Genomic DNA, 23,876 nt, shown 5'->3' with positions numbered 1-23,876 from the left:
AAGCACCAAGCTGACTATTTTGAAGTAAGGTGAACGATCGGTATGATCATTTCCTCCAAAGATACACCTCCATGCTGAAAAGTATCCTTGTAATAGTTGACATAGTAATTGTAATTATTGGGATACGCGAAGAAATAATCCTCCACAGCAAAAACGTAGCTAGAAGAAACATTCAATTTTGGCAGTTTGGCATCTTCAGGTTTTCTGATTTCAAAAACTTTCCCCGCTTCGAAATTCAAATTCTTCCCTTGCTTATATCTCAAATTCGTTGTCACATTTTTATCTCCGATAATTCTGTAAGGCTTATTCACTCGCTTTGTCCCATGATCTGTAGTGATAATCACATCTGCTTCTGCACTTTGGATCTTTTTGAGCAAATCGAACAAACTACTATGCTCAAACCAACTTTTGGTCAAAGAACGATAGGCAGATTCATCCGGAGCCAATTCACGGATCATTTTCATATCGGTTCGGGCATGGGAAACCATATCTACAAAGTTATAAACCAATACATTCAGCTCATTTTGGAGCATGGCGTGAAATTGATCTAAAGCCGCTTTCCCTTGGTTTGCCTGAAGAATTTTATGGTATGTGAATTTTCCAGCGATTCGATTTTTCTCCATGTTGATTCGGATCCAATCCTCCTCAAAATTATTTTTTCCCTCATCCGAATCCTCATCTTCCCAGAAATTCGGATAAAACCGAGCCATGTCCATTGGCATCATCCCACTGAACAAGGCATTTCTGGCAAAAGCAGTGGTGGTCGGTAGAATACTATAATAGGTCTGTTTCTCTTGAATATTGAAATAGGGAGAAACCAAGCTTTCGATCTCTTCCCATTGATCTAATCTTAGATTATCTATCACGATGAAGAAAAGTGGCTTCCCTTCTCGCATCTTTGGAAAAACCTTCTTTTTCATCACCTGATAGGAAAGCAAGGGCTTTTCTTGATTCTTCTCTTGCATCCAATCCAGATAATTGTCCTTGACGAACCTAGCAAAAGAGGAATTGGCTTCAGTTTTTTGGGACTCTAAAACCTCCAACATATTTTTATTCTCAGTCGAATCGATCTGGAGCTCCCAATAGGTGAGTTTTTTATAAATATTGGCCCAGTCTTCATGATCCTCAGCATCTCCAAAGGCCATGCTGATATTCATAAATTCCTGTTGGTAATTGAGCGTAGTCTTTTCGTCTATCAATTGGCGATTTTGAAGAATCTTTTTGACAGAAAGCCAAATCTGACTTGGATTGAGAGGTTTGATCAGATAGTCGGCAATCTTTCCTCCGATCGCATCATTCATGATATGCTCTTCCTCACTTTTGGTAATCATCACCACAGGAATTTGAGGCTTGATTTGCTTGATTTGCTGCAAAGTTTCCAAGCCTGTCATTCCTGGCATCATTTCATCTAGAAAAATGACATCAAAATTATTTTTCTCAACTTCCTCGATTGCATCTACACCAGAGTTGACAGTAGCTATATCGTAGCCTTTTTGCTGCAAAAAAAGAATATGTGGTTTGAGGAGGTCGATTTCATCGTCTGCCCAAAGGATCTGTGGGTTTTGCATTGTTATGATTCCGTTTCTTTTAAAATTATAATTACTTTTGGGTAAACAAAAGAGGCCTCCTTGAAAAGCCAGAAAATACTCAACGACCCCGTCTATGGTTTCATCACCATTCCGAGTGAGCTGATTTTTACCATCATTGATCACCCTTACTTCCAGAGATTACGCAGGATCAAGCAGTTAGGACTGACAGACTTCGTCTATCCAGGTGCTCTCCATACGCGTTTTCACCATGCTTTGGGTGCCATGCACCTGATGAGTATCACTTTGGATAATCTCAGAAACAAAGGCACTGAAATCAGCAATGAGGAATATGAGGCTGCACTTATTGCAATCCTTCTTCATGACATTGGACATGGGCCTTTTTCCCATGCTTTGGAATATAGTCTCCTAAAATCTGTTCCTCACGAAGAGCTTTCTCTTATGATTATTGAACTCTTAAATGAGGAATTAGGTGGCAAACTATCCCTCAGTTTAAGAATCTTTAAGAATCAATATGAAAGAAAATTCTTCCATCAATTGGTTTCCAGCCAGTTAGACATAGACCGTCTGGATTACCTTCAGAGAGATTGTTTCTTCACAGGAGTATCTGAGGGAACTATAGGAGCTGACAGAATCATCAAAATGATGGACGTAAAAAACGATCAAGTAGTGATTGAGGAAAAAGGGATTTATTCCATTGAGAATTTCCTAAGCGCTCGAAGATTGATGTATTGGCAAGTTTACCTCCACAAGACAACCGTGAGTGCTGAGAAAATGCTGATCAACTTGATTCAGCGTGGTAAAGATCTAAAAACTCAAGGAGCTCAATTCCCGATTTCTGATGAATTCGACTATCTCCTAGGGCATGAATTGACTTTGGAGGATTTCAAAAAGAATCCAGATCTTCTCAAAATCTTCTTAGAATTAGATGATTTGGACCTTTGGGGAGCTATCAAGCTTTGGAAAAAGTCGGATGATTATGTCTTGAGAAATATCTCTCAAATGTTTTTGACAAGGAATCTTTTCAAAATCAGCCTAGATAGTGAACCTTTTTCTCCTGAAGAGATTTTAAAATCCAAGGAAAAAACTATTGCCAAACTAGGCATACCTGAATCTGATTTGGATTATTTCTTTTCGCAGGGAAAAGTAAGTAATTATGGATATCTAATTCGCGATCGAATCAATATCCTCACCAAAGTTGGAAAGGTGATTGATGTAGCTCAAGCTGCTGATTTACCAAACATCAAAGTGATGAGTAAAATCGTGGAGAAACATTATATATGTAAAGCCAAAAGTCTAATTTAGATTTTCATTCTTTTTGCTGTATGGAATTTACACTAGGACAATTAGCCCAATTATTAGAAGGAAAAGTCGAAGGAGACGAGACTCAAAAAGTTTCTCGATTGGATAAAATCCAAGAGGGAAAACCTGGGGGAATCAGTTTTCTTTCCAATGAAAAATACGAGCCTTTTATTTACCAAACTGAGGCTACAGCTGTCATCGTTTCGGAAGGATTTAAGGCTTCCAAAGAGCTCAAGACGAATATCGTTCGGGTAAAAGATGCTTACCTAGGATTTACAGCCCTTTTGGAAGCTTATGCCCAATTCACCAAATCGGCTTTGGTTGGTGTGGAAGAACCCGCCTATATGGATTCCAGCAGCACTATTGGAGAGAATGAATACCGAGGTGCATTTTCTTACATTGGGAAAAATTGCCAAATCGGCCAAAATGTTAAAATCCATCCCCATGCCTATGTAGGAAACAATGTAAAAATCGGGGATAATACGATAATTCACGCAGGTGCGAAAATTCACTCTGAAACCCAAATCGGCACCAATTGTGAAATTCACTCGGGTGCTGTAATTGGTTCAGATGGATTTGGTTTTGCTCCACAAGCAGACGGGACCTACAAGTCTATTCCTCAAATTGGAAATGTAATCATTGAAGACAATGTTTCCATTGGGGCCAACACAACAGTGGATTGCGCCACTATGGGTTCAACCATTATTAAAAAGGGAGCCAAGATTGATAATCAAGTTCAAATTGCTCATAACGTAATAATTGGGGAGAACACGGTAATCGCAGCCCAATCTGGAATCTCTGGATCTACAGAAATCGGAAAAAATTGCGTAATTGCTGGAAAAGCAGGTATTGTCGGCCATATCAAGATTGCTGACAACACGACTATCGGAGCGAATACTGGCATATCAAAATCAATAAAAAAATCGGGTGAGACCCTATTCGGATATATGGGAATGGATCTGAAGCAATTCCTAAAGTCTTATTCTATTTTTAAAAATCTGGAAGACCTCGAAAAGCGGCTTAAAGAACTCGAAAAAAAGCCTTAATTTTGCGGCCCCAAGCATTTAAATGGCTGAAGAAATAATGAAAGTAAAACAACATACCATCAAAAAACAGGTAGAGCTATCTGGAGTTGGGCTTCATACTGGAGTCATTTCCAATATGACTTTCCTACCTGCACCTCCCAATCATGGGATCAAGTTTCAAAGAATTGATTTGGAAGGCAGCCCTACTGTTGACGCAGATTGTGATTTGGTGGTAGACGTTTCCAGAGGCACAACTTTAGAACAAAACGGAGCCAGAGTATATACTGTGGAGCACGTATTGGCAGCTTTGGTTGGAATGGAAATTGACAACGTCTTAATTCAATTGGATGGGCCTGAGCCTCCAATTATGGACGGTTCTTCTATTCAATTTATTGAAGTTTTGGAAGATGCAGGGCTTGAAGAGCAAAATGCCTTAAGGAGATTTTTCGAAGTGGAGGAAAGTATCCAATACAAAGACTCTTCTCGTGAAGTAGAGATGGTTGCCCTACCAACTGACAATTATAGAGTGACAGTAATGGTAGATTACAACAGCCCAGTCTTGGGGAGCCAGCATGCTTCAATTACGGATATTGGTCAATTCAAATCCGAAATCGCCTCTTGTAGAACTTTCTGCTTTCTGCACGAACTAGAAATGCTGTATAACTCCAACCTGATCAAAGGTGGAGACTTGAATAATGCAATTGTGGTTGTAGACAGAGTTGTTGAAGAAAAGGAATTGGCTCATTTGGCTAAAATGTTCAATAAGCAACATGTAGAAGTCAAGAAAGAGGGAATTCTAAATAATGTAGACCTCCGATATAGAAATGAACCTGCTCGTCATAAACTATTAGACGTGGTTGGTGATTTGGCCTTGGTTGGTAGACCTTTGAAGGCCCAAATTTTAGCTGCAAGGCCAGGGCATGCCGCTAATGTGGCTTTTGCAAAAAAACTAAAAAGAGCAATGGAAAAAGCGGGAGCTTCCCATATCCCACATTATGATCCAAAGCTACCTCCGGTGATGGATATCAATCAAATTTCCAATATTCTCCCTCATAGATACCCCTTCCAACTATTGGATAAAATCATCTATCTTGATGATACAGTAGTGGCTGGAGTGAAAAACGTTACTATGAATGAACCATTTTTCTTGGGTCACTTTCCTGGTAATCCTGTAATGCCAGGTGTATTACAAGTGGAAGCAATGGCTCAAACCGGTGGTATTTTAGTATTGAGCACTGTGGATGATCCAGAAAACTACTGGACCTATTTCTTGGGTATCGAAAGCTGTAAATTCAGAAAGATGGTTCTTCCAGGAGATACCTTAATTTTTAAATGTGAACTATTGGCTCCAATCAGAAGAGGAATTGCGAAAATGAGAGGAGAAGCTTATGTAGGAAACACCTTGGTGTGCGAAGCGGTGATGACAGCCAGTATAACCCGTAAAGAATCATGATCAGCCCTCTTGCGCATGTAGACCCTAAAGCTCAACTTGGAGAGAATGTCCATATTGATCCATTTACCATGATTCATGGAGATGTCATCATCGGTGACAATACATGGATCGGCCCAAATGTGACAATTTTTCCAGGAGCTAGAATTGGGAAAAACTGTAAAATTTTCCCTGGATCAGTCCTTTCAGGAATCCCCCAGGATTTGAAATTCCAAGGTGAAGAATCCACAGTAATGATCGGTGACAACACCACCATCAGAGAATGTGTAACAATCAGTAGAGGTACAGTTGACAAACAAACCACTGTAATCGGAAGCAACTGCCTTTTGATGGCCTATGTCCACGTAGCACATGATTGTGTGATCGGAAGCAATGTAATCATCGCAAACTCGGTGCAGATTGCAGGTCACGTTTCCATTGACGACTGGGCGATTGTTGGTGGTTCTAGTGCCATTCATCAATTCGTGAAAGTTGGGATGCATTCCATGATATCTGGTGGTTCTTTGGTGAGAAAAGACGTACCTCCATTTACAAAAGCTGCGAGAGAACCTCTCTCCTATGCCGGCGTAAATTCATTGGGATTGAGAAGAAGAGGTTTCACTTCAGAATCTATTGCACACATTCAGGAGGTCTACAGATATCTTTTCTTGAATAGCTTAAATAACAGCAAGGCATTGGAAGAAATCGAAGTAAACCTTCCTGCTACCAAAGAAAGAGACGAAATCCTAAACTTCATCCGCTCTTCTGAAAGAGGTGTGATGAAAGGTTATTTCAATTAATCATGCTGAAAATCCAGATCGAGGAAGCTTCAAAGCGTTTTCAATACGAATGGATTTTCAAAAATCTAACTCTCTCCCTTCAAAGTGGAGATAGACTTGCCGTAACAGGAAGTAATGGTTCCGGCAAGTCTACACTTTTAAAATGCCTAGCTGGCTCCATCCCTTTGTCTTCAGGCAAAGTTTCTTACAATCTGAATGGAGCAGAGATCCCAGACACAGATTGGTTCAAGCAATTAACCATTGCTGCCCCCTATTTGGAATTACCTGAAGAATTTACCCTCGAAGAATTACTAGATTTTCATTTCAAATTCAAATCCCCAAAACAGGGATTAGACATTTCTGAAATGTTGGAAATTCTGTATTTGAGTGATCATAGAAATAAATTGGTTTCTCAGTTCTCTTCCGGAATGAAGCAACGAGTAAAACTCGGCCTTTCTCTTTTTTCAGATGTATCGATCGTTTTTTTGGATGAGCCAACAACGAACTTGGATAAAAAAGGCGTTAGCTGGTATTTAGATTTGGTGGAAAAATACACCAAAGATCAAATTCTTATGATTTGCTCCAACGAGCCTCGAGAGTTTGAATTCTGCCAGGAAAAACTCGTTCTTGAGGATTATAAATAAAAAGCTACTTTGAACTTAACCTGATATGGTTAATTTTAAGTTATTAATATCAAATCCATGAAAAAAGCACTTCTATCTTGGGCTACCTTCGCATTTTTTACCCTTTTGCTTATGTCTTGTGGGGGCGATGATCCAACTCCAACGCCTCAGCAAACTCCAGAGGAAAAAGCAATTGAAGCTTTGACAGGGACTGGTTCATTGACTTGGACTGTAGCAGGAGGAGGTTCAGTAACTAGAAGCGGTTCCACAGTAACTGATTTGTATTCTAGTTTTGAATTGAAATTAAACTCCGGCTCCACCAAAACATATACCACTATCAATAATAATGACCTATATGACGGCTCTGGGAACTGGGTCTTTGCAGGAAGCAACTTTGATAAGTTTACATTAACGGGAAGCCAACCTGCAGCTGGAAGGGAAATATCTTTTACTCGAACTGGAGATAATCTAAGGTTAGAATTCAATATTCCGGCACCAGGTGGACGTTTGAATGGAACGCAAGTAGTCGCTGGAAGCTATGTTTTCAATTTGATAAAGAAATAAAGGGAAAAATTAATCCTATAAACAAAAAGGGAGCTTGATGCTCCCTTTTTGTTTATTTCAATGTCACTAAAGTAACTCCAGCTCCTCCTCTATCAGCATGTTCATCTTCCATTTTTTTAACAGGTTGCATAGTTCTGAGCAAGTTCCTGGTGATATCCCGCAATATTCCATCGCCCTTTCCATGGACAATTCTCAGATCCTTTACCCCTAACATATAACCTTCATCAATAAAATTTTGGACTAGAGAAAACACCTCTTCTCCACGCTTTCCTCTCAAATCCAAGTTTGGTGAAAAGTCCATCATTTTTTGATTTGAATTGAACCCAAAGGTGGAAGACATTGCTTTTTTCTCCTTTTTCACCTGAGTCTGTGAAATCTTTTCCACTCGGGATAGCTTCACTGTGGACTTCAATTCTCCAATTGATATATCCAGTTCTTTATTCCTTAATTGAAGTACTTGACCAATTGCTCCATTATCCTTCAATCGAATCCAGTCACCCTCTTCGATCTTTCCACCAATCACCTTAATCCCCGGCTCTTTCACCACCTGCTTTTCAGGCTTCACTTTCTCCTTGAAGGTTTCCAATTCCTTACGGATTTGTTTTGTTGCCTCCTTCTCAGCATTCCCTTCTTTGATCTCCCGAATGGTGGATTCTATTTTTTTATTTGTTTCATCCAAAAGCCTTTTAGCTTCTTGCTTTGCTTCTTGGATGTATTTCTTTTTGGTCAGCTCGAGAGTCTCTTTCAGCTCATTGTATTCTTTCAATCGAGTTTTAAGAAGCCTTTCTTTACTCTGAACTTCTGTTAAAAGCCCTGAATATTGATTCTTCTCGTTTTCAAGCTGTGTCAGCAATCTATCATAACGAACTCGCTCATCCCCAATCTGACTTTTGGCATAAGCCAGAATCTCTTTAGAAATCCCAATTTTAGAAGCAATTTCCAAAGCGAATGAAGATCCTGGTTTTCCGATCTCCAATTGATACATGGGCTCCAGTTTATTCACATCATAGCGCATGGCTCCATTGACCAACCCTTGATTCTTATTCGCTACTTGCTTCAGATTACCGTAGTGAGTAGTCACCACACCAAAAGCACCTGCTTTATTCAATGAAAGTAAAATGGATTCTGCTATCGCACCGCCAAATTGAGGCTCAGTACCCGTTCCAAATTCATCTATAAACAGGATGGTTTTCTTATTTGCAAATTGGGTAAAATACTTCATGCTCATCAAATGAGAGCTATAGGTACTCAGGTCATTCTCCAGATTCTGTTCATCTCCTATATCAATAAAGAAATTATCAAACAAGGAGCTCTTGGAATCTGCATGAACCGGAATCAGAATCCCACATTGAAGCATATATTGCAACAAAGCAACTGTCTTCAAAGTCACAGATTTGCCACCTGCATTAGGTCCGGAGATCACCAGCAATCGATTATGCCCTTTCAATTCAATATCCAAAGGGATGATACTTTTTCCCTGAGATTTCAAAGCCAATTGTAAAAGTGGATGCCTAGCTTTATTGAAAGCAAGTACCCTTTCCTTGACGATTTCTGGTTTCACTGCATCGATCTTTTGGGCAAACTTTGCTTTTGCTCTGATAAAATCAATCAACCCGAGGAAATTGGTTGCTTTTCGAAGTGCAGGAATAGCCGGCCGCAGTCTATCGGTCAGTTGAGTTAGGATCTTGATTATTTCACGCCTTTCCATGTATTCCAGGTCCCGGATTTCATTATTGATATCCAAAGCCTCCTCTGGTTCCATGAAAACAGTTTGCCCTGTAGCAGACTCATCATGGATAAATCCACGGAGTTTCCTCTTATTTTCAGCTGCTACGGGAATCACCATTCTTCCGGATCGGATCGTAATTGCAGAATCTTCAGGAGTCAGACCTTTTGCCCTAGCTTCCTTGAAGATCCGATCCATTACCTTTCTCAACCTGCCTTCCTCAAAGATGATCTGATTTCGAATCAATTGAAGTTCGCGACTGGCATTACTTCGCATCAAACCTTTCTCATCAATGATCAACTCGATAGCTTTGAGAAGACCTAAGTCTAAATCCATTACCAATCCTAACAATTGGCTCAAGGCTGGATATTCTTCCCCAAACTTTGAAAAGAAAGTCAGGCAACCTTTTAAGGTTTGTAGTGATAATTTAATTTCATGAAACTCCTCCTGATCCAGAAATGCTCCTTCCAGCTTCGCTTTTTCCAAATATGGATTGAGATTGGTGAAATTGGACGCGGGAAAACTCTCTCCTGAAATCAATATATCCAAAAATTCCTGAGTCTGGTCCAGGAGTTTGGTGACCAATTTGATGTCGGAGGAAAACGCGACTTTATCAACAAACTGAGCTCCTAAAGAGGAGGAACATTCCTCTTTCAGCAACTCTTTGATTTTTTGAAAATTGATCTTTTGTTCGAGATTTGAAGGGTATAGCATTAGTTATTTTCTTCACTCATGGGGGCGGTTTCCCATACAACCAAAGTATCTACTACTCTGGCATAAATTTCATCCATTAAATCAGGGTACTGAAGATAGTAGCGCATACTTTCGGTAAAAAGAGAGTCGCTTACTTGATGTTTTACGAAGACATCTTTCTCCAACAAAGTGTAAAGCACTTGAGAAGAATCATAGGAAACCGGCATAGCACTGGCAATTCCTTCCGTCAGATGGATATCGGCAAGGACACTGACCATTTTATCCTCCGAAAGCAAATTCTTTGGAGTATCCTGATTATTGCATGAAAAAAGCAATAAGAAACTACATGTAATCGCAAACAATCTTTTCACAATCCAAAATTAGGTTTTTTTAACTGAAATTCTCTCTACCCTTCCTGTAACTGAAATTTTATAATTGGACTTAGTACTATAAATTAGTCCGTTCAAATCACCCATACATGAATCAACTGTTCAGCAAGCTCAGAAAATACGAAATCATGATCCGTAAGGTGGCCAACAATCACCTGCAAGGTGAGTACCAATCCATCTTTAAAGGCTCTGGTTTAGAGTTTGATGACTTGCGCCCATACCAATATGGTGATGATGTACGGACCATCGAATGGAAAGTTTCTGCAAAAGGGCATGGGACATTTGTTAAGACTTTCAAAGAAGATAAAGATCAATGTGTTTACTTTTTGCTGGATATTTCCGGATCTCAGGATATTGGACAACCCGGTCATAAAAAAATTGATCAAGGAAAGATCGTTGCTGGAGTATTGACTTTAGCAGCTATTTTTGATGGAAGTCAGGTCGGATTGATCAGTTATTCGGATCAAAAAGAAAAAATAATCCTTCCGGGTAAAGGTGGAAAGCAAGGAGTAAAAATGGTCCGGGGAATATTTGATCATGAAAACAATTCACTGAAAACAGACTTGAATTCAATGTTTACCTTTACTCTAAACTTGGTCAAGAAAAGAAGTGTAATTCTGGTTATTTCTGATTTTATTGACGAGGGCTATGAAAGACCTTTCAGGGCTTTGGCAGAGAAGCATGATTTGGTGGCAATTCAATTGACTGACCCTAGAGAATCTGCCTTACCCGCTTTGGGAATCATACCTGTATTCGACAAAGAAAAAGGGAAAACAACTTGGGTAAATACCGCATTTGGAAGCTTTTCCAGAAAAATCTCCGAAACCTTCACCTCTGAAAGAGAGCACTTAAAAGAAATTTGTAAGAAAAACCAGATCAACTATTTGGCTATTGACACTACCCAGGATATTGTAATGCCCCTGATTGAATTATTTAAGTACAGAAATAAAAGCATGAAGCGTGGGTAAAAAGATATTTTTTGTTTTTGCATTCCTGTGGTCTCTTTCATCCATGGCTCAGGAAGTTCAGGTTAACGCTTATTTCATGCAGGATTCTGCAAAATTGGGCGAACGGGTCGGCTATGTCTTAAAGGCCCAATATCCTCAAGAAAAGCAATTGATTTTTCCTGACTCTACTTTCGACTTCACTCCATTTGAACTTCTCGAAAAGAAATCATTCACATCCTATACCCGGGACGGAGTGACAGAAGATAGCGTAATCTATTTTATTTCGAATTTTGAGCTTGATCCCAGCTCCTATTTAACTCTTCCTGTCTATGAGTTGAGTCGATACGACAGTATCACATACTTTCCTTTGGAAGCAGAATTGAAGCTAAAATTGGAACTTGACAGCATTCCGGAGCAACCGATTTTCCAAGAAAACAATGTCTATCAATCCATTGAGAAAAAGTGGAATTGGATTTTGGTCGGAGGAATAGCAGTAGTAATTCTGCTGATTTTGGGAGCATTTTATTGGATGTTTGCCGACCAGATCAAAAAAATCTTTACCGAACAAGGGATCAAACGCCGATGGGGCAGGTTCCAAAAAAGATGGGCTCAGGCGACTGCAGAATTGGAAAAAGAGAATTCCATGGAAGCTGCAGACGAGCTTTTGGGTCTTTGGAAAGGATATATCGAAAGCATTACCAATCTTCCTGTGAAAGAATGGACTTCCAGTGAAATTGGAGAAAAACTTGGCGACATGAAAATCTTTAGCTCCTTGAGAGCAATTGAAATGATCATTTATGCAGGCAAAAAGTCTGAAATCAAAGAAGCGACTGATTATCTACTTCAGGTGGCCAAAGAAAAATATTTTAAAAAATTAAGCAAAAACAAGAATGCTAGAGCAACTGTCTGAATTTTTCAGCTGGTCTTGGTTTTTGCCTGAGACCTTCAAAACCTATGAATGGGAAAATCCGATTTTACTGAATTTGATCTGGATTATTCCATTGCTGATGGTCATCCGAAAGTTCATCAAATTTCTAAAAAACCCAGTTCTTGAGCTTTCTCTTCCCAAAAGAGCAAAGCAAAACAATCCTTGGACTTATTTGAGGTTACTCCCGACTGGCTTTTTTTTGCTGGCATTGGGAATGATAATTATTGCATTAGCAAGGCCCCAGCGAAGCAATGAGCGTGTAGAACAATACACTGAAGGTATTGACATCATGCTGGTAATGGATATTTCTGAATCCATGGATTTGCAGGATTTCACTCCCAATAGATTGGAAGCAGCCAAAGCAACTGCCATTGACTTCATCAACGGTAGAATGGGTGATAGAATCGGCATGGTTGTTTTCGCCGGAGAGGCATACTCCTTAGCTCCTCTGACCAATGATTACAAATTATTGACAGACCTGATCAGCGAGATTTCCTTCGATATGATGGAAGCAAAAGGTACTGCCATTGGCTCAGCCATTGCTGCTGGTACAAATCGGATGAAAGAAGCAGAATCTGTTTCAAAGGTCATGATCTTGCTCAGTGATGGTGAAAGTAATGCTGGAAATGTTGACCCGATGTTTGCCGCCCAACTGGCTTCTGCCTTGGGTATTAAAATTTATACTATCGCTGTTGGTAAAGACGGTATGGTACCGTATGGAACAGACTTTTTTGGAAGACCACAGATGGTAGAAAGTTATTTAGATGAAACTACCCTTCGAGAAATTGCAAAGTCGACTGAGGCCGAGTTTTTCCGGGCTTCCGATGGAAATGCACTCCAGAATATCTTTGATCAAATAGATATCATGGAGAAGACAGAGGTGGAAGAAAACCGATATAGAGAGACCACAGATTATTATCGGGTTTATCTTTTCTGGGGAATTCTATTGTTCTTCTTCTGGATGACTATGAAGAGTAGCTTCCTTAATAATTTCCTCCTGGACTAAAATTCACTTTAAATCATCCATGAAATTTTCCTGATAAAAATCAGGTTTTAACCTTATTTAGGTCAAGACTTTCAGGAGTCAGCAAAGTGATCTTTGTAAAAAGAAGATTGCAATGAAGTTGAGTCCTGAACTGATCCGAAAATACAATACTCCTGCTCCTAGATATACCAGCTATCCTACCGTTCCCCTTTGGGAAAACAATGTGGATGGGAAATCCTGGGAAGTTCTTGTTGAAAAGGCATTTCAACTTTATGGAAAAGAGGAAGGAATCACACTTTACATTCACCTTCCCTTTTGTGAAAGTCTTTGCACCTATTGTGGTTGTAACAAACGGATCACCAAAAACCATGGAGTAGAATATCCATATATTTTGGCCTTGCTCAATGAATGGAACAAGTATCTAAAAATCTTGGGTGAAAAGCCCAAATTAGCCGGAATTCACTTGGGAGGGGGAACTCCAACATTTTTCTCTCCCGACAATCTTTACTTCTTGCTAGGTACCATCATCGATGATTGTGAAGTACTTCCGAACAAAGAATTCAGTTTCGAAGGACATCCAAACAATACCAGCTATTCTCATTTGGAAAACTTGGCCGAACTTGGTTTTGATAGGGTCAGCTATGGTATTCAGGATTTCGATCCACAAGTTCAAAAAGCAATTCATAGAATTCAACCACTAGAATCTGTAGAAAAAGCTGTTTTTAATGCTCGGGAACTAGGCTATCAATCGATTAATTTCGATCTGATATACGGATTGCCATTCCAAACTATCTCCACTATGACCGAGACATTTGAAGCTGTAAAGTCTCTTCAGCCGGACAGGATAGCTTTCTATTCCTATGCTCATGTGCCTAGTTCTTTTCCAGCACAAAAAAGCTACGAAAAGGACCTCCCAAATGAATTAGAGAAAAGAGAGATGTATGAATTCGGTAAGGAAATGCTACTTCAAATGGGCTATGTTGAAATCGGAATGGATCATTTTGCCAAGCCGGATGACAGCTTGAATCTTGCAAAAGAAGAAGGAGAGCTTCACCGAAACTTCATGGGATACACTACCTCTCCTTCCAAAATGCTTTTAGGGCTTGGCGCAAGTAGTATTTCAGATATTCATATTGGATATGCCCAAAACACAAAATCGATTGAAACTTATCAATCAGAGCTTAAAGATTACGAATGGTCTATCATCAAAGGTCATCAATTGACTAAGCAAGACGTCAAAGTAAAGGAGCTAATTTTGAACTTGATTTGCAATCATGAGGCTGTTATAGAGGATGAAATCTGGGATTCTATTCCTTTTGAGAATCAAGAAAACATAAAAGAAATGGAGGCGGAAGGACTTTTGAATTTTAATAATAAGTTGCTTTCCATCACCGAAATGGGAGTTGCTGTAGTCAGAAATATCTGCATGCAATTTGACTTACGAATGATTGCTAAAAAGTCCGAAAAATTGGTTTTCAGTAAATCGATTTGATGATCATCGACACATGGTGATTTCTATTTGCTCAGATCCATAGTTAAAAACTTGAAGGTCTGGGCTAAAGCCATGAATTCCCAGGCCAAGACCTCGCACAATAAAAATCAAGCCTACCAAGACTCCCACATAGGGAATTATTTTTTGGACTGTGACACGAGATTTCGCAGGGATTATCTTACCTGAGTACATCAAAGCTAAAAGCAATGGAATTGTACCAATTCCGAAGAAGAACATGTAAGTTGCTCCAAGAATTGGGTTTTGTAAACCCAAAGCAGCTACCAATGCCAAATAAACCATCCCGCAAGGTAAAAGTCCATTCACCAATCCAGTTGCAAAAAATGCTGCCTTTCCTCCCATTTTTAGGAAATAAGACAAGTTGGACTTGATCCAGTTGACCGGCTTTGCAAAAATAGAATACCCGACTAGGTTCTCAGAGCCCTTTACACCAATGGCCACCAAAATAATGACCAAACCTATGGCTATGGAAAAACCTTGTTGGATTCCTGCCATGGAAAATGTGAATCCAATCGAACCCACAAGCAGTCCAAGGAACGCGTAGGTGACGCTTCTTCCTAGGTTGTATAGAATTTTATTGAGTAGAAATTGATTTGAACCTGAATTACCGACAGCCAGAGCAATAGGTCCGCACATTCCCACACAGTGGAATGAACCTAAAAAACCTAAAACCAATGCTGTCCAGATCATTACAAGTTGATTTTTTTCTCTTGATAGTAAGATTCTCCGTTTTCCTCCCAGCTCAACTGTACTTTCCAATACCCTGCTTTTAAGTCACCGATATAAACGGACTTTTTTCCAGCTTCCAAAATCTCAACCGGTAGCTCCTGATCCAATTCAATATCAGATGGTCTAAACAAGTTCAAAGTTCCTTTTGCACCAATTGGCAAATCCAAAATCAGAGCCTTTGAATTCATATCAAACTTCAAAGCCTCCCTATCTAAAGCCAAAGTCGAAACTTCTTTGTCAATTTGTTCTTGATATTTGATCTCCTCCTCGTAATAGTTCTCCGTCACCAATTCAATCCCTTCCATTCGAACAGAGATCACTACCATCGTGACCATTATCGCAATGAATGCAATAAATGTGATTACAATTCCTTTTCCCCAGTTCATTGTTAATTATTTAGTGGCTACCGGAGCCATAAAACTTGTATTAATTTCATCAATTTCCACTCCATTATGAAGTAATGAAAGATCAACTTTTTGCTGTGGCGTCAAAACTTCATTCTGACTTTTCACCAAGAAGAATCGTCCCTCAACTTTGGATTGCGGTTCCAAAACCCAATGTTGATCCCCAACCATTTCCACCTCAAACCCTGGTACCAAAGACTTCAAATCTACAGTTTGAGGTTTAAAAGTTTTATTGATCAAAGTTATCTGATACAAATTGGAAACAGTTCCATTGTCCCTCATCTGATATGTCATTCCAGGAAATCTGGTTACCGTAGCAGACAACTCATCTCGAGTAGCAATCAATGAAATAAAACCTACAATCAATAATAGCAATACAACCGAATAGGCTTTGACACGTCCGGTAAATAGTTCCTGAAAACCTTCCTGAATACTATTTTCAGATGCATACCTGATCAATCCTTTTGGTCTATCCACTTTCTCCATCACATCATCGCAGGCGTCAATACACGCGGTACAATTGACACATTCCATTTGGATGCCATTTCGGATATCAATTCCTGTTGGACAAACCTGAACGCAAAGATTACAATCCACGCAATCCCCTTTAGGAGCTTCCGCTACTTGTTTTTTCCGTATTGGTCCTCTTGGTTCGCCACGGACATAATCATACATCACATTAATAGAGCTGTTATCCAGCAATACTCCTTGTAATCTTCCATAAGGGCAGACTACAATACAAGCCTGCTCTCTAAACCAAGAAAAAACAAACATGAAAATCCCAGAAAAAGCCACCAAACCAATGAATCCTGCCAAGTGCTCTGAAGGTGGTTGAGTAACGATTTGTTTCACTTGATCTACTCCGATCAGATAGGCCATAACCAAGTGGCCAATCATTAAAGAAATAATGCCAAAGACAAATAGTTTGATTCCCTTTTTGGTGATTTTCTCAGAAGTCCATGGTCCTTCATTGAGAGCTCTCTGTTTATTAGCGTCTCCTTCAATTAAGTATTCAATTTTGCGAAATACCATTTCCATAAAAAGGGTCTGAGGGCAAGCCCATCCACACCAGATCCTACCAAAAATCACTGTAAAGAGAATGATGAATACAAACAGGATCAAAAGTAAAAATATCAGCAAATGAGTATCCTGAGGCCAAAAAACAGCTCCAAAAATAATAAACTTCCTTTCGAAAATATTAAAAAGAAGCCATGGCCTTCCATCTACCTTGATAAATGGTCCTGCAAATAAAATTGCCAGTAAAAGCCATGACAGGTAGGTTCTATATTTGTAAAAAACTCCAGAAACTTTCTTGGGATAAACCCAAAACCGCTTTCCATCATCCTTAACGGTACCTAATGAGTCACGAAATGTTTCAGGATTTAAATGGGGATTCTTTTTAGCCATAATTATGGAATTTAAGTCGCCGGAGTTTATCCGGCGACTTGAAGGTATTAAAGTGCAGCTACTACCGCTGTGCTATCTGTCACAGTAGGTACAGCTTCTACAGGAGCAGCTTCTCCCGGAGCATACAATTCACCTTGAGGGTCTTTCGGGTTTGCAGGAGTAGTTCCTTTCAAACTCAAAATATAACTAGCCACTTCTTGAATTTCCTGAGGAGCCAATTGATCTTCCCAAGGCACCATTCCTTTGCTGATCACACCATATTTGATCACAGTAAATACATCTTTGATATCTCCTCCGTGCAACCAATAGTCATCAGTCAAGTTAGGTCCTACTCCCCCACCACCATCTTGGGCATGACAGGCAGCACAATTGGCTTCGAAAATAGATTTACCTGCAGCTAATGCGGTTCCAGAGTCATCTACAGTCACATTGGTCTCATCAATAGAAGCCGCCATGTTTGCTTTTCTTGCTTCGGCAGCAATTGCCTCAACTTTCAACGACTCTTCATATTCCTGAACACCTGTCAATCCAATTCCCAACACTGAGTAATAAGTAAAATAAGCTATTGCAAAACCTATGGTTAAAATAAATACCCACTGCAACCAAGGTGGCATAAAGTTGTCCAACTCAGTAATCCCATCGTAGGAGTGGTCAGTCATTAATTTCTCTTGTTCTGCCTTGCCTCCAACTTCATCCATTTTCCCAGTTACGAAACGCTCTTTAAAGCTATCCCACCAGCTAGGTTCATCTGCCAATTCAGGATTTTCCTTCCGGAAAACAGTAACCATGAAGGACATTAAGTACACCATGAGAAATAGGAGAACCAGGATAACAAAAAGAACTATCCCCAAAATGACCAATAAGGTTAATTGACCGGAATCCATGGCTTGTAAATCAGTATACCAATTCGATTCTTCTGTTTGTGCCCAAGCCGGTAAGGAAAGAGCTATCATTGCTAAACTTGTAAGAAACTTTTTCATGGCTGGTGGTTGGTTAATTCGTCATCATTCTCCATTGGCAAGGACTTCATATGATCCACAAAATCCTTTGGCATTCGGATTACCCAGATTGCTACTCCTAGAAAAAACAGGACAAAAATCAAGAGGGAAACCACTGGATAGATATCTATATTTTCGATTGATCTTAATACGTCTTTATACATGATTTCTAGGGTTTAATTTCCTGCGGTTGCTTTGATATCTGTCCCCAAACGCTGCAAGTAAGCAATCAAGGCTACAATTTCAGTATTTGGAAGTGTCTCTATACCTGCGTCTTTCAAATTTGCAGTGATCTTACTTGCCTGTGCACTCAAATCTGCCAAAGCTTGCTCATCATATCCTTCAGGATAAGGAACACCCAGTTTCTGTAGGGTTCTGATTTTCGCAGGTAGATCTGCATAATCCATGGTATTCTCTAGCATCCAAGCATATGGAGGCATCAAAGAACCAGGAGACATAGATCTTGGGTCTTGCATATGGAAATAGTGCCAAGAGTCTGGATACTTTCCACCTACTCGGTGCAAATCCGGTCCAGTTCGCTTGGAACCCCACAAGAATGGTCTGTCATAGACAAATTCACCTGCTTTGGAATACTCACCATATCGCTCTGTTTCGAATCGGAATGGTCGGATCATTTGAGAATGACAGCTGACACAACCATTTTTGATATACAAATCTCTACCCTCCAATTCCAAAGGAGTATAAGGCTTAACAGATGAAATAGTTGGCACATTAGATTTCACCAAAATAGTTGGTACAATCTCGATAGCACCACCTATAGCGATTGCAATTGTTGCTAAAATGGTAAAGAAGACAGGCTTTCTCTCCCATGCTCTATGCCAGAATTCACCTTTAGGATTATAGGCTTTTGCCAAAGCTGGAGCTTGATCTTCTTCATATTCTTGGAAAGTACCTTGTTGAGCAGTTTTATACATGTTGTATATCATGATAATCGCACCGGACAGATAAAGTAAACCTCCGAATGCTCTCAACATGTACATTGGAACCAATTCTACCACTGTCTGTAGGAAGTTACCATAAGCCAAACGACCCATTTCATCAAACTCTCTCAACATCAAGAATTGAGTCAATGCAGCCACATACATTGGAAGCGCATAGAATACGATACCCAATGTTCCAATCCAGAAGTGTACATTAGCAAGTTTTGTAGAATAGATGGTGGTTTTGAAAATTCTTGGCCACATCCAGTAAAGTACACCAAATGTCAAGAAACCATTCCAACCCAATCCACCGATGTGAACGTGGGCAACGATCCAGTCAGTATAGTGGGCAATTGCATTTACATTTTTCAAGGAAAGTAATGGTCCTTCAAAGGTCGCCATACCGTAAGCGGTCACAGCAACAACCATAAATTTCAAAACAGGATCTTGCCTCACTTTATCCCAAGCACCTCTTAAGGTCAAAAGTCCGTTCACCATACCACCCCAAGACGGAGCGATTAGCATTACTGAGAAAGCAGTTCCTAGGACTTGAGCCCATTCTGGCAAGGCAGTATACAACAAGTGGTGAGGTCCTGCCCACATGTATATGAAAATCAAGGACCAAAAGTGGACGATAGAAAGCTTATAGGAGTAAACCGGTCTATTAGCAGCTTTTGGCAAGTAATAATACATCAATCCCAAGAAAGGAGTGGTTAGGAAGAATGCCACAGCATTGTGACCATACCACCACTGCACAAGCGCATCTTGCACCCCTGCATAAGCCGAATAACTTTTGAAAAAGCTAACTGGTAATTCAAGAGAATTAAAAATGTGAAGCACGGCAACTGTCACGAATGAGGCAAGGTAAAACCAGATCGCCACATACATATGACGCTCTCTTCTTTTGATCAGTGTTCCAATCATATTGGCTCCAAAAGCTACCCAAACCAATGCAATGGCAATATCAATTGGCCATTCTAGCTCGGCGTACTCTTTGGATGTGGTCAACCCAAGGGGAAGGGTGATGGCAGCAGCCAAAATAATTAATTGCCAACCCCAAAAGTGGAACCAGCTCAGGCTTTTATTCCACATCGGAGTTTTGAGCAATCTCGGCATGGAGTAATAGACTCCAGCAAAAATTGCGTTTCCGACAAAGGCAAAAATTACCGCATTGGTGTGCAATGGGCGAATTCTGCCAAATGTCGTGAACGGGGTTCCCATATTTGCTTCGGGAAGGAATAACTGAGTAGCGGCAATAACCCCTACCAACATTCCAACGACACCCCAGATAATCGTAGCGGCTCCAAAATATTTGACAATCTTATTGTCATAATAGAACCTCTCCAGTGTAGCATCATTCATAGGACTTCGGTTTTGTTGATTGATCTTTAGTTGATTTTTTATGTGAGTCGAAAAGCATTCGAATGGATGGAGTAGTATCATCATCAAACTGTCCATCTTTCATTGCTTTAAAAAAGAGCCAAAGAAAGGTGACTGCTAAAATGAGACTGACTCCTATCAATAGAAATATCACTTCCATTTTAAAGGTGGTTTTTGGTTAAAAGTCCTTTTTTCCATGCTACCGCATTGGTAGCCAAAGTGGTAAATACAACCACTGAAATACTACTTAATGGCATAAGGATGGCACAAACGACAGGACTTAAAACCCCCTGAACTGCCAAACTGATCCCCACGATGTTATATAGGAAACTCAGTACAAAGCTTGCTTTGATTATAGCCCTGCTGTCTTTTGCAAATGATAGAAAGCCTGGGATTTTGGAAATTGAGTCAGCACTCAAAATCGCATCACTAGCTGGACTAAAATGAGATACTTGGTCAGTGACTGCCACACCAATTGTGCTTTCTCTTAAGGCACCAGCATCATTCAACCCATCCCCAATCATCATGGTATTATTTTTTTTTCGATTTAGGTTTTTGATATACTCCAGCTTATCCTTTGGACTTTGTAAAAAATTATAGAGCATCGATGTACCTAATTTCTCTTGAAGAGAATCATATTCATGAGGATGATCACCGGAAAGTAAATGCAACGGATACTCCGATTCCAATTCTCTAATTAACTTTTCCGCCCCTTTTCTTAGTCCTGACTCGATATGAAATGCCCCAATTTCTTCTCCCTCAATGGAGAGGTAAACCAAATTGCCAGATTCAGTTTGTAGATCAGATTTAAAATTTGCAAAAGTTTTCGATCCGAGAATTAGTTCTTGCCCTTTGAAAACTGCAGTTATTCCATTTCCTTTCACCTCTTTTACCTGATCAATCTTTTTAGCCTCAATGGGGCCTAACCAAGCATTGATTCGATTACTCAAAGGATGAGTGGATCTTGAAACCATACTTTTTAAAATCTGCTTGGTTTCTATTGTCAATGGCTCACCTACATAGTTGATAGTTGCCTCACTTGGATCGGTCAAGGTGCCCGTTTTGTCAAAAACTAGCGTGTCGACCAATGCGAGCCGTTCAACAACAGAAGCATTTTTAAGATAAAATTTACCCCTACCAAAGATTCTCAGGGTATTCCCAAGTGTGAATGGAGTTGACATAGCCAAAGCACAAGGACAAGCTACAATCAGTACCGATGCAAAGGATTTGACCGCTAAAGAAAGGTCCTGAAAAGCCCAGAAAATAAAAGTACTTACAGCTATCGCAAAAACTGACCAAGTGAAAACTCCAGAGATTTTGTTGGACAAAGGTTCCAACAATCCATCTTTCTCTTTTTCAAAAGATTCATTATTCCACAAATCAGTCAAATAGCCTTGAGAAGGTGATTTTTGAACAGTAAGTAAAACAGGTTCACCACTTTGTCTACCACCTGCATAAATCAATTCGCCCTTTCTTTTTGGAACAGGAATCTCTTCACCGGTTACGAAACTGTAATCAATATTGGCATCTGAACTTAATAAAAGAGCGTCCGCAGGAATCAATTCTTCATTTCTGACCAAGATAACATCCCCTACCTCTAGTTTACTTAAAGGAATTACTTCTTCTCGACTCTGAATTAGTCGAGTTACAGCAATTGGAAAATAAGATTTGTAATCCCGATCAAATTCTAAAGTGGCAAAAGTCTTTTGCTGATAAACTTTGCCTAGGAGAAGAAAAAATAACAGCCCACCTAAACTATCCATGTATCCAGCATTACCATAAGTCAATACTTCCCAAAGGGAATAGAAAAACAAAGCAATGATCCCCAAAACAATTGGCACATCCATGTTGATGCGTTTTTGTTTTATTGAATTCCAAGCAGAAAGGTAATAATCACTTGCCGAATAAATAACTACGGGTAACGCCAGTAAAATATTCAAATAATTGAACAGCCCCCTGAAGTTTTCAGCAATCAAAGCTGTTTCAGAGAAATATTCAGGAATGCTAAAAAGCATCATATTCCCAAAACAAAAACCTGCTACAGCTAATTTGGTAATAGTTCGTCTATCTGTATGATGAACCGACTTCTCTTCAAGGTTTGAAAGATTAATTTTTGGTTCATACCCTATTGTGGAAAGCAATTCCACCACTGCTTTCAAGCTGATTTTATCATGAAGAAATTTGATTTGAACCTTTTTCTTCACAAAATCAACTCTACTAAATGTAATAGCCGCATTGATATGGTAAAGGTTTTCCAACAACCAGATACAGGATGCACAATGGATAAGAGGGATATAAAAAGTAATGTGACTTTCCTCTTGATTTTTGAAATCTAATAAGTTGGATTGAGTTTCAGGATCATCCAAATAATCAAATCTATTTCTTAAAGTTGATCTTTTCTTTTGGCTTTCCCCAGGAAAGGATTCAAGATTATAATAATCGCATAAGTCTTTCTCAGCCAACACCTCATAAACCAATTTACAGCCCTGGCAGCAAAAGACTTTATCCTCAATTTTCAAAGAGTCAGACTCGCATTTCTCACCACAGTGATAGCATTGAGTAGCCGTTGGATTTGAAGTTGAAGACATGATTATTTTTTGATAAAATTAGATGATAGAATAGCCTACAAACATGACATAAGTCAGCTTTGACAATGACTTACATCGATAGGTAAAAAGATAATTTATCACTCCATAGAGAACCTTTATAGAAATGAAAAAGCACTTTGGCCAAATCTGATTGGTAAGACTTCGTAGTTACCAACAAGCTACAATCATGTTTCACAGCATAAGACCAAAAATCTCCTATCCGCTGAAAATTAAATTTGATAAAACTAGTCTCTCTAGTCGACTGGGAAACCAGCTGAATCAACTCTTGCTCCTCCTTTATCTTAGACTTAGGGATAAAACTTGGAGAAATAATAGTGGCTTTGCTATCGACAATTTGGTTGTGAAACAAGCCTATAAACCTCTTTATCAAATTGGCTGAAGAAGGTGTCCCATCATAATGAAAAAGCAAATGGGAAGTAGAATATTCCGGAACAAACAATAAAACAGGAATATCACACGCTTCTTTCTCTAAAGGTCTTGGCAATTCATTTTCATGCAACCAATCCAAAACCTTCAATAAGTCAACACTAATTAGTGCTGGTTCATCTAAACTTTCTTCACATCCTTTATTTTCAACCTGTTGTGGCTGAAATCCAGATTCCAATGTGCGACAATGAAATTCCTTTAAGAATTCCCCAGGCAGATGAAATTTAGATGCAAGAGATGTCTTCAGTTCCATAGTCTTGATGTTTATTCAAAACTATAGGATGTACCAGCATTAAATTCTGATCAAAACCACGAGTCAATATGATAAAAGTCAGTTTCCTTTAAACTCAAAAATCTTACTTGGAAGAAACTAACATTTAAAAATTTAGCCAGAAAAACTACAAAAATCAAGCTATATGTGAACTTATTGAAAAGGCTATAAACCACAAAAGCTCTTTGGCGTGAACCAAAGGGCTTAAATAATGAGGCACCCCCCGATGATTATCTCGCGGGCTACTCTCCCGGGTGAAAGCCC

The 23,876-nt window shown here is 39.5% G+C and carries 22 protein-coding genes; 10 read left to right on the top strand and 12 right to left on the bottom strand.

What is annotated here, in order from left to right:
• Nucleotides 1–14: 14 nt before the first annotated feature.
• On the bottom strand, nucleotides 15–1,568 hold the full coding sequence (gene porX, locus O0V13_RS19315; protein WP_268036646.1) for a T9SS response regulator signal transducer PorX: 1,554 nt from the start codon (nucleotides 1,566–1,568) through the stop codon (nucleotides 15–17).
• Between the two features lie 60 nt (nucleotides 1,569–1,628).
• Between porX and O0V13_RS19310 the strand changes: the two genes are divergently transcribed.
• Genes O0V13_RS19310 through O0V13_RS19285 form a run of 6 tightly spaced genes read left to right on the top strand, consistent with a single transcriptional unit; the run spans nucleotide 1,629 to nucleotide 7,269 of the window.
• Nucleotides 1,629–2,852 (top strand): HD domain-containing protein, encoded by a 1,224-nt coding sequence (locus O0V13_RS19310; RefSeq protein ID WP_268036645.1) that lies wholly within the window; start codon nucleotides 1,629–1,631, stop codon nucleotides 2,850–2,852.
• A 20-nt stretch (nucleotides 2,853–2,872) separates the two neighbouring features.
• Complete coding sequence (lpxD, locus tag O0V13_RS19305) at nucleotides 2,873–3,895, top strand: UDP-3-O-(3-hydroxymyristoyl)glucosamine N-acyltransferase (RefSeq protein ID WP_268036644.1); 1,023 nt, start codon at nucleotides 2,873–2,875, stop codon at nucleotides 3,893–3,895.
• Between the two features lie 37 nt (nucleotides 3,896–3,932).
• The gene (locus tag O0V13_RS19300; RefSeq protein WP_268036670.1) at nucleotides 3,933–5,327 is read left to right on the top strand and encodes a bifunctional UDP-3-O-[3-hydroxymyristoyl] N-acetylglucosamine deacetylase/3-hydroxyacyl-ACP dehydratase; all 1,395 of its coding nucleotides are present in this window, start codon (nucleotides 3,933–3,935) and stop codon (nucleotides 5,325–5,327) included.
• On the top strand, nucleotides 5,324–6,103 hold the full coding sequence (gene lpxA, locus O0V13_RS19295; protein WP_268036643.1) for an acyl-ACP--UDP-N-acetylglucosamine O-acyltransferase: 780 nt from the start codon (nucleotides 5,324–5,326) through the stop codon (nucleotides 6,101–6,103). The genes O0V13_RS19300 and lpxA overlap by 4 nt, the downstream gene beginning before the upstream one ends.
• Nucleotides 6,104–6,105: 2 nt before the next feature.
• Nucleotides 6,106–6,726 (top strand): ABC transporter ATP-binding protein, encoded by a 621-nt coding sequence (locus O0V13_RS19290; protein ID WP_268036642.1) that lies wholly within the window; start codon nucleotides 6,106–6,108, stop codon nucleotides 6,724–6,726.
• Between the two features lie 57 nt (nucleotides 6,727–6,783).
• On the top strand, nucleotides 6,784–7,269 hold the full coding sequence (locus O0V13_RS19285; RefSeq protein WP_268036641.1) for a hypothetical protein: 486 nt from the start codon (nucleotides 6,784–6,786) through the stop codon (nucleotides 7,267–7,269).
• Between the two features lie 52 nt (nucleotides 7,270–7,321).
• On the opposite strand, the gene O0V13_RS19280 is transcribed toward O0V13_RS19285, so the two are convergent.
• Both O0V13_RS19280 and O0V13_RS19275 read right to left on the bottom strand, forming a co-directional pair.
• Nucleotides 7,322–9,709 carry an endonuclease MutS2 gene (locus O0V13_RS19280; RefSeq protein ID WP_268036640.1) on the bottom strand — a complete coding sequence of 796 codons (2,388 nt, stop codon included), beginning with the start codon at nucleotides 9,707–9,709 and terminating at the stop codon, nucleotides 7,322–7,324.
• Nucleotides 9,709–10,059 (bottom strand): DUF4296 domain-containing protein, encoded by a 351-nt coding sequence (locus O0V13_RS19275; protein WP_268036639.1) that lies wholly within the window; start codon nucleotides 10,057–10,059, stop codon nucleotides 9,709–9,711. Before O0V13_RS19275 ends, O0V13_RS19280 begins: the two co-directional genes overlap by 1 nt.
• A 107-nt stretch (nucleotides 10,060–10,166) precedes the next feature.
• Here O0V13_RS19275 and O0V13_RS19270 point away from each other — a divergent pair, with 107 nt between their 5' ends.
• The 4 genes from O0V13_RS19270 to hemN all read left to right on the top strand — a co-directional run bounded on the left by O0V13_RS19270 (nucleotide 10,167) and on the right by hemN (nucleotide 14,429).
• On the top strand, nucleotides 10,167–11,045 hold the full coding sequence (locus O0V13_RS19270) for a DUF58 domain-containing protein (protein ID WP_268036638.1): 879 nt from the start codon (nucleotides 10,167–10,169) through the stop codon (nucleotides 11,043–11,045).
• Entirely contained in the window at nucleotides 11,038–11,934 is an 897-nt protein-coding gene (locus tag O0V13_RS19265) for a hypothetical protein (protein WP_268036637.1), read from the top strand. The genes O0V13_RS19270 and O0V13_RS19265 overlap by 8 nt, the downstream gene beginning before the upstream one ends.
• Nucleotides 11,915–12,958, top strand: a complete 1,044-nt coding sequence (locus O0V13_RS19260; RefSeq protein ID WP_268036636.1) for a vWA domain-containing protein — start codon at nucleotides 11,915–11,917, stop codon at nucleotides 12,956–12,958. Before O0V13_RS19265 ends, O0V13_RS19260 begins: the two co-directional genes overlap by 20 nt.
• A gap of 112 nt (nucleotides 12,959–13,070) precedes the next feature.
• Entirely contained in the window at nucleotides 13,071–14,429 is a 1,359-nt protein-coding gene (gene hemN, locus O0V13_RS19255) for an oxygen-independent coproporphyrinogen III oxidase (RefSeq protein ID WP_268036635.1), read from the top strand.
• A gap of 3 nt (nucleotides 14,430–14,432) precedes the next feature.
• Here hemN and O0V13_RS19250 read toward each other — a convergent pair whose 3' ends face one another.
• The 9 genes from O0V13_RS19250 to O0V13_RS19210 form a co-directional block, all read right to left on the bottom strand.
• Complete coding sequence (locus tag O0V13_RS19250; RefSeq protein ID WP_268036634.1) at nucleotides 14,433–15,137, bottom strand: sulfite exporter TauE/SafE family protein; 705 nt, start codon at nucleotides 15,135–15,137, stop codon at nucleotides 14,433–14,435.
• Entirely contained in the window at nucleotides 15,137–15,562 is a 426-nt protein-coding gene (locus O0V13_RS19245; RefSeq protein ID WP_268036633.1) for a FixH family protein, read from the bottom strand. Before O0V13_RS19245 ends, O0V13_RS19250 begins: the two co-directional genes overlap by 1 nt.
• Before the next feature lie 6 nt (nucleotides 15,563–15,568).
• A complete protein-coding gene (ccoG, locus tag O0V13_RS19240) occupies nucleotides 15,569–16,987 on the bottom strand; it encodes a cytochrome c oxidase accessory protein CcoG (RefSeq protein ID WP_268036632.1) in 1,419 nt (472 codons plus the stop codon).
• A gap of 47 nt (nucleotides 16,988–17,034) precedes the next feature.
• Nucleotides 17,035–17,967 (bottom strand): cbb3-type cytochrome c oxidase N-terminal domain-containing protein, encoded by a 933-nt coding sequence (locus O0V13_RS19235; protein ID WP_268036631.1) that lies wholly within the window; start codon nucleotides 17,965–17,967, stop codon nucleotides 17,035–17,037.
• A complete protein-coding gene (locus O0V13_RS19230) occupies nucleotides 17,964–18,149 on the bottom strand; it encodes a cbb3-type cytochrome c oxidase subunit 3 (protein ID WP_268036630.1) in 186 nt (61 codons plus the stop codon). The genes O0V13_RS19235 and O0V13_RS19230 overlap by 4 nt, the downstream gene beginning before the upstream one ends.
• A gap of 12 nt (nucleotides 18,150–18,161) precedes the next feature.
• Nucleotides 18,162–20,288 carry a cytochrome-c oxidase, cbb3-type subunit I gene (ccoN, locus tag O0V13_RS19225; protein ID WP_268036629.1) on the bottom strand — a complete coding sequence of 709 codons (2,127 nt, stop codon included), beginning with the start codon at nucleotides 20,286–20,288 and terminating at the stop codon, nucleotides 18,162–18,164.
• Nucleotides 20,281–20,466 (bottom strand): cbb3-type cytochrome oxidase assembly protein CcoS, encoded by a 186-nt coding sequence (gene ccoS / locus O0V13_RS19220; RefSeq protein WP_268036628.1) that lies wholly within the window; start codon nucleotides 20,464–20,466, stop codon nucleotides 20,281–20,283. The genes ccoN and ccoS overlap by 8 nt, the downstream gene beginning before the upstream one ends.
• 1 nt (nucleotide 20,467) lies before the next feature.
• Nucleotides 20,468–22,894, bottom strand: a complete 2,427-nt coding sequence (locus O0V13_RS19215; RefSeq protein ID WP_268036627.1) for a heavy metal translocating P-type ATPase — start codon at nucleotides 22,892–22,894, stop codon at nucleotides 20,468–20,470.
• Nucleotides 22,895–22,964: 70 nt separating this feature from the next.
• Complete coding sequence (locus O0V13_RS19210; RefSeq protein ID WP_268036626.1) at nucleotides 22,965–23,594, bottom strand: hypothetical protein; 630 nt, start codon at nucleotides 23,592–23,594, stop codon at nucleotides 22,965–22,967.
• Nucleotides 23,595–23,876: the final 282 nt, after the last annotated feature.

The organism is Algoriphagus sp. PAP.12, assembly GCF_026652115.1.
Classification (GTDB): domain Bacteria; phylum Bacteroidota; class Bacteroidia; order Cytophagales; family Cyclobacteriaceae; genus Algoriphagus.
The sequence above is the reverse complement of the archived record's forward strand: the minus strand, read 5'-3'. Positions and strand labels throughout refer to the sequence as shown.

What these genes read in the sequence shown, in the direction of transcription:
- O0V13_RS19285 (WP_268036641.1), top strand. Translation starts at nt 6,784, where the DNA reads ATGAAAAAAGCACTTCTATCTTGGGCTACCTTCGCATTTTTTACCCTT.
- ccoS (WP_268036628.1), bottom strand. Translation starts at nt 20,466, where the DNA reads ATGGAAGTGATATTTCTATTGATAGGAGTCAGTCTCATTTTAGCAGTC.
- hemN (WP_268036635.1), top strand. Translation starts at nt 13,071, where the DNA reads ATGAAGTTGAGTCCTGAACTGATCCGAAAATACAATACTCCTGCTCCT.
- ccoN (WP_268036629.1), bottom strand. Translation starts at nt 20,288, where the DNA reads ATGAATGATGCTACACTGGAGAGGTTCTATTATGACAATAAGATTGTC.
- O0V13_RS19270 (WP_268036638.1), top strand. Translation starts at nt 10,167, where the DNA reads ATGAATCAACTGTTCAGCAAGCTCAGAAAATACGAAATCATGATCCGT.
- O0V13_RS19210 (WP_268036626.1), bottom strand. Translation starts at nt 23,594, where the DNA reads ATGGAACTGAAGACATCTCTTGCATCTAAATTTCATCTGCCTGGGGAA.
- O0V13_RS19215 (WP_268036627.1), bottom strand. Translation starts at nt 22,894, where the DNA reads ATGTCTTCAACTTCAAATCCAACGGCTACTCAATGCTATCACTGTGGT.
- O0V13_RS19260 (WP_268036636.1), top strand. Translation starts at nt 11,915, where the DNA reads ATGCTAGAGCAACTGTCTGAATTTTTCAGCTGGTCTTGGTTTTTGCCT.
- O0V13_RS19250 (WP_268036634.1), bottom strand. Translation starts at nt 15,137, where the DNA reads ATGATCTGGACAGCATTGGTTTTAGGTTTTTTAGGTTCATTCCACTGT.
- O0V13_RS19230 (WP_268036630.1), bottom strand. Translation starts at nt 18,149, where the DNA reads ATGTATAAAGACGTATTAAGATCAATCGAAAATATAGATATCTATCCA.
- O0V13_RS19290 (WP_268036642.1), top strand. Translation starts at nt 6,106, where the DNA reads ATGCTGAAAATCCAGATCGAGGAAGCTTCAAAGCGTTTTCAATACGAA.
- O0V13_RS19300 (WP_268036670.1), top strand. Translation starts at nt 3,933, where the DNA reads ATGAAAGTAAAACAACATACCATCAAAAAACAGGTAGAGCTATCTGGA.
- O0V13_RS19245 (WP_268036633.1), bottom strand. Translation starts at nt 15,562, where the DNA reads ATGAACTGGGGAAAAGGAATTGTAATCACATTTATTGCATTCATTGCG.
- lpxA (WP_268036643.1), top strand. Translation starts at nt 5,324, where the DNA reads ATGATCAGCCCTCTTGCGCATGTAGACCCTAAAGCTCAACTTGGAGAG.
- porX (WP_268036646.1), bottom strand. Translation starts at nt 1,568, where the DNA reads ATGCAAAACCCACAGATCCTTTGGGCAGACGATGAAATCGACCTCCTC.
- O0V13_RS19280 (WP_268036640.1), bottom strand. Translation starts at nt 9,709, where the DNA reads ATGCTATACCCTTCAAATCTCGAACAAAAGATCAATTTTCAAAAAATC.
- lpxD (WP_268036644.1), top strand. Translation starts at nt 2,873, where the DNA reads ATGGAATTTACACTAGGACAATTAGCCCAATTATTAGAAGGAAAAGTC.
- O0V13_RS19235 (WP_268036631.1), bottom strand. Translation starts at nt 17,967, where the DNA reads ATGAAAAAGTTTCTTACAAGTTTAGCAATGATAGCTCTTTCCTTACCG.
- ccoG (WP_268036632.1), bottom strand. Translation starts at nt 16,987, where the DNA reads ATGGCTAAAAAGAATCCCCATTTAAATCCTGAAACATTTCGTGACTCA.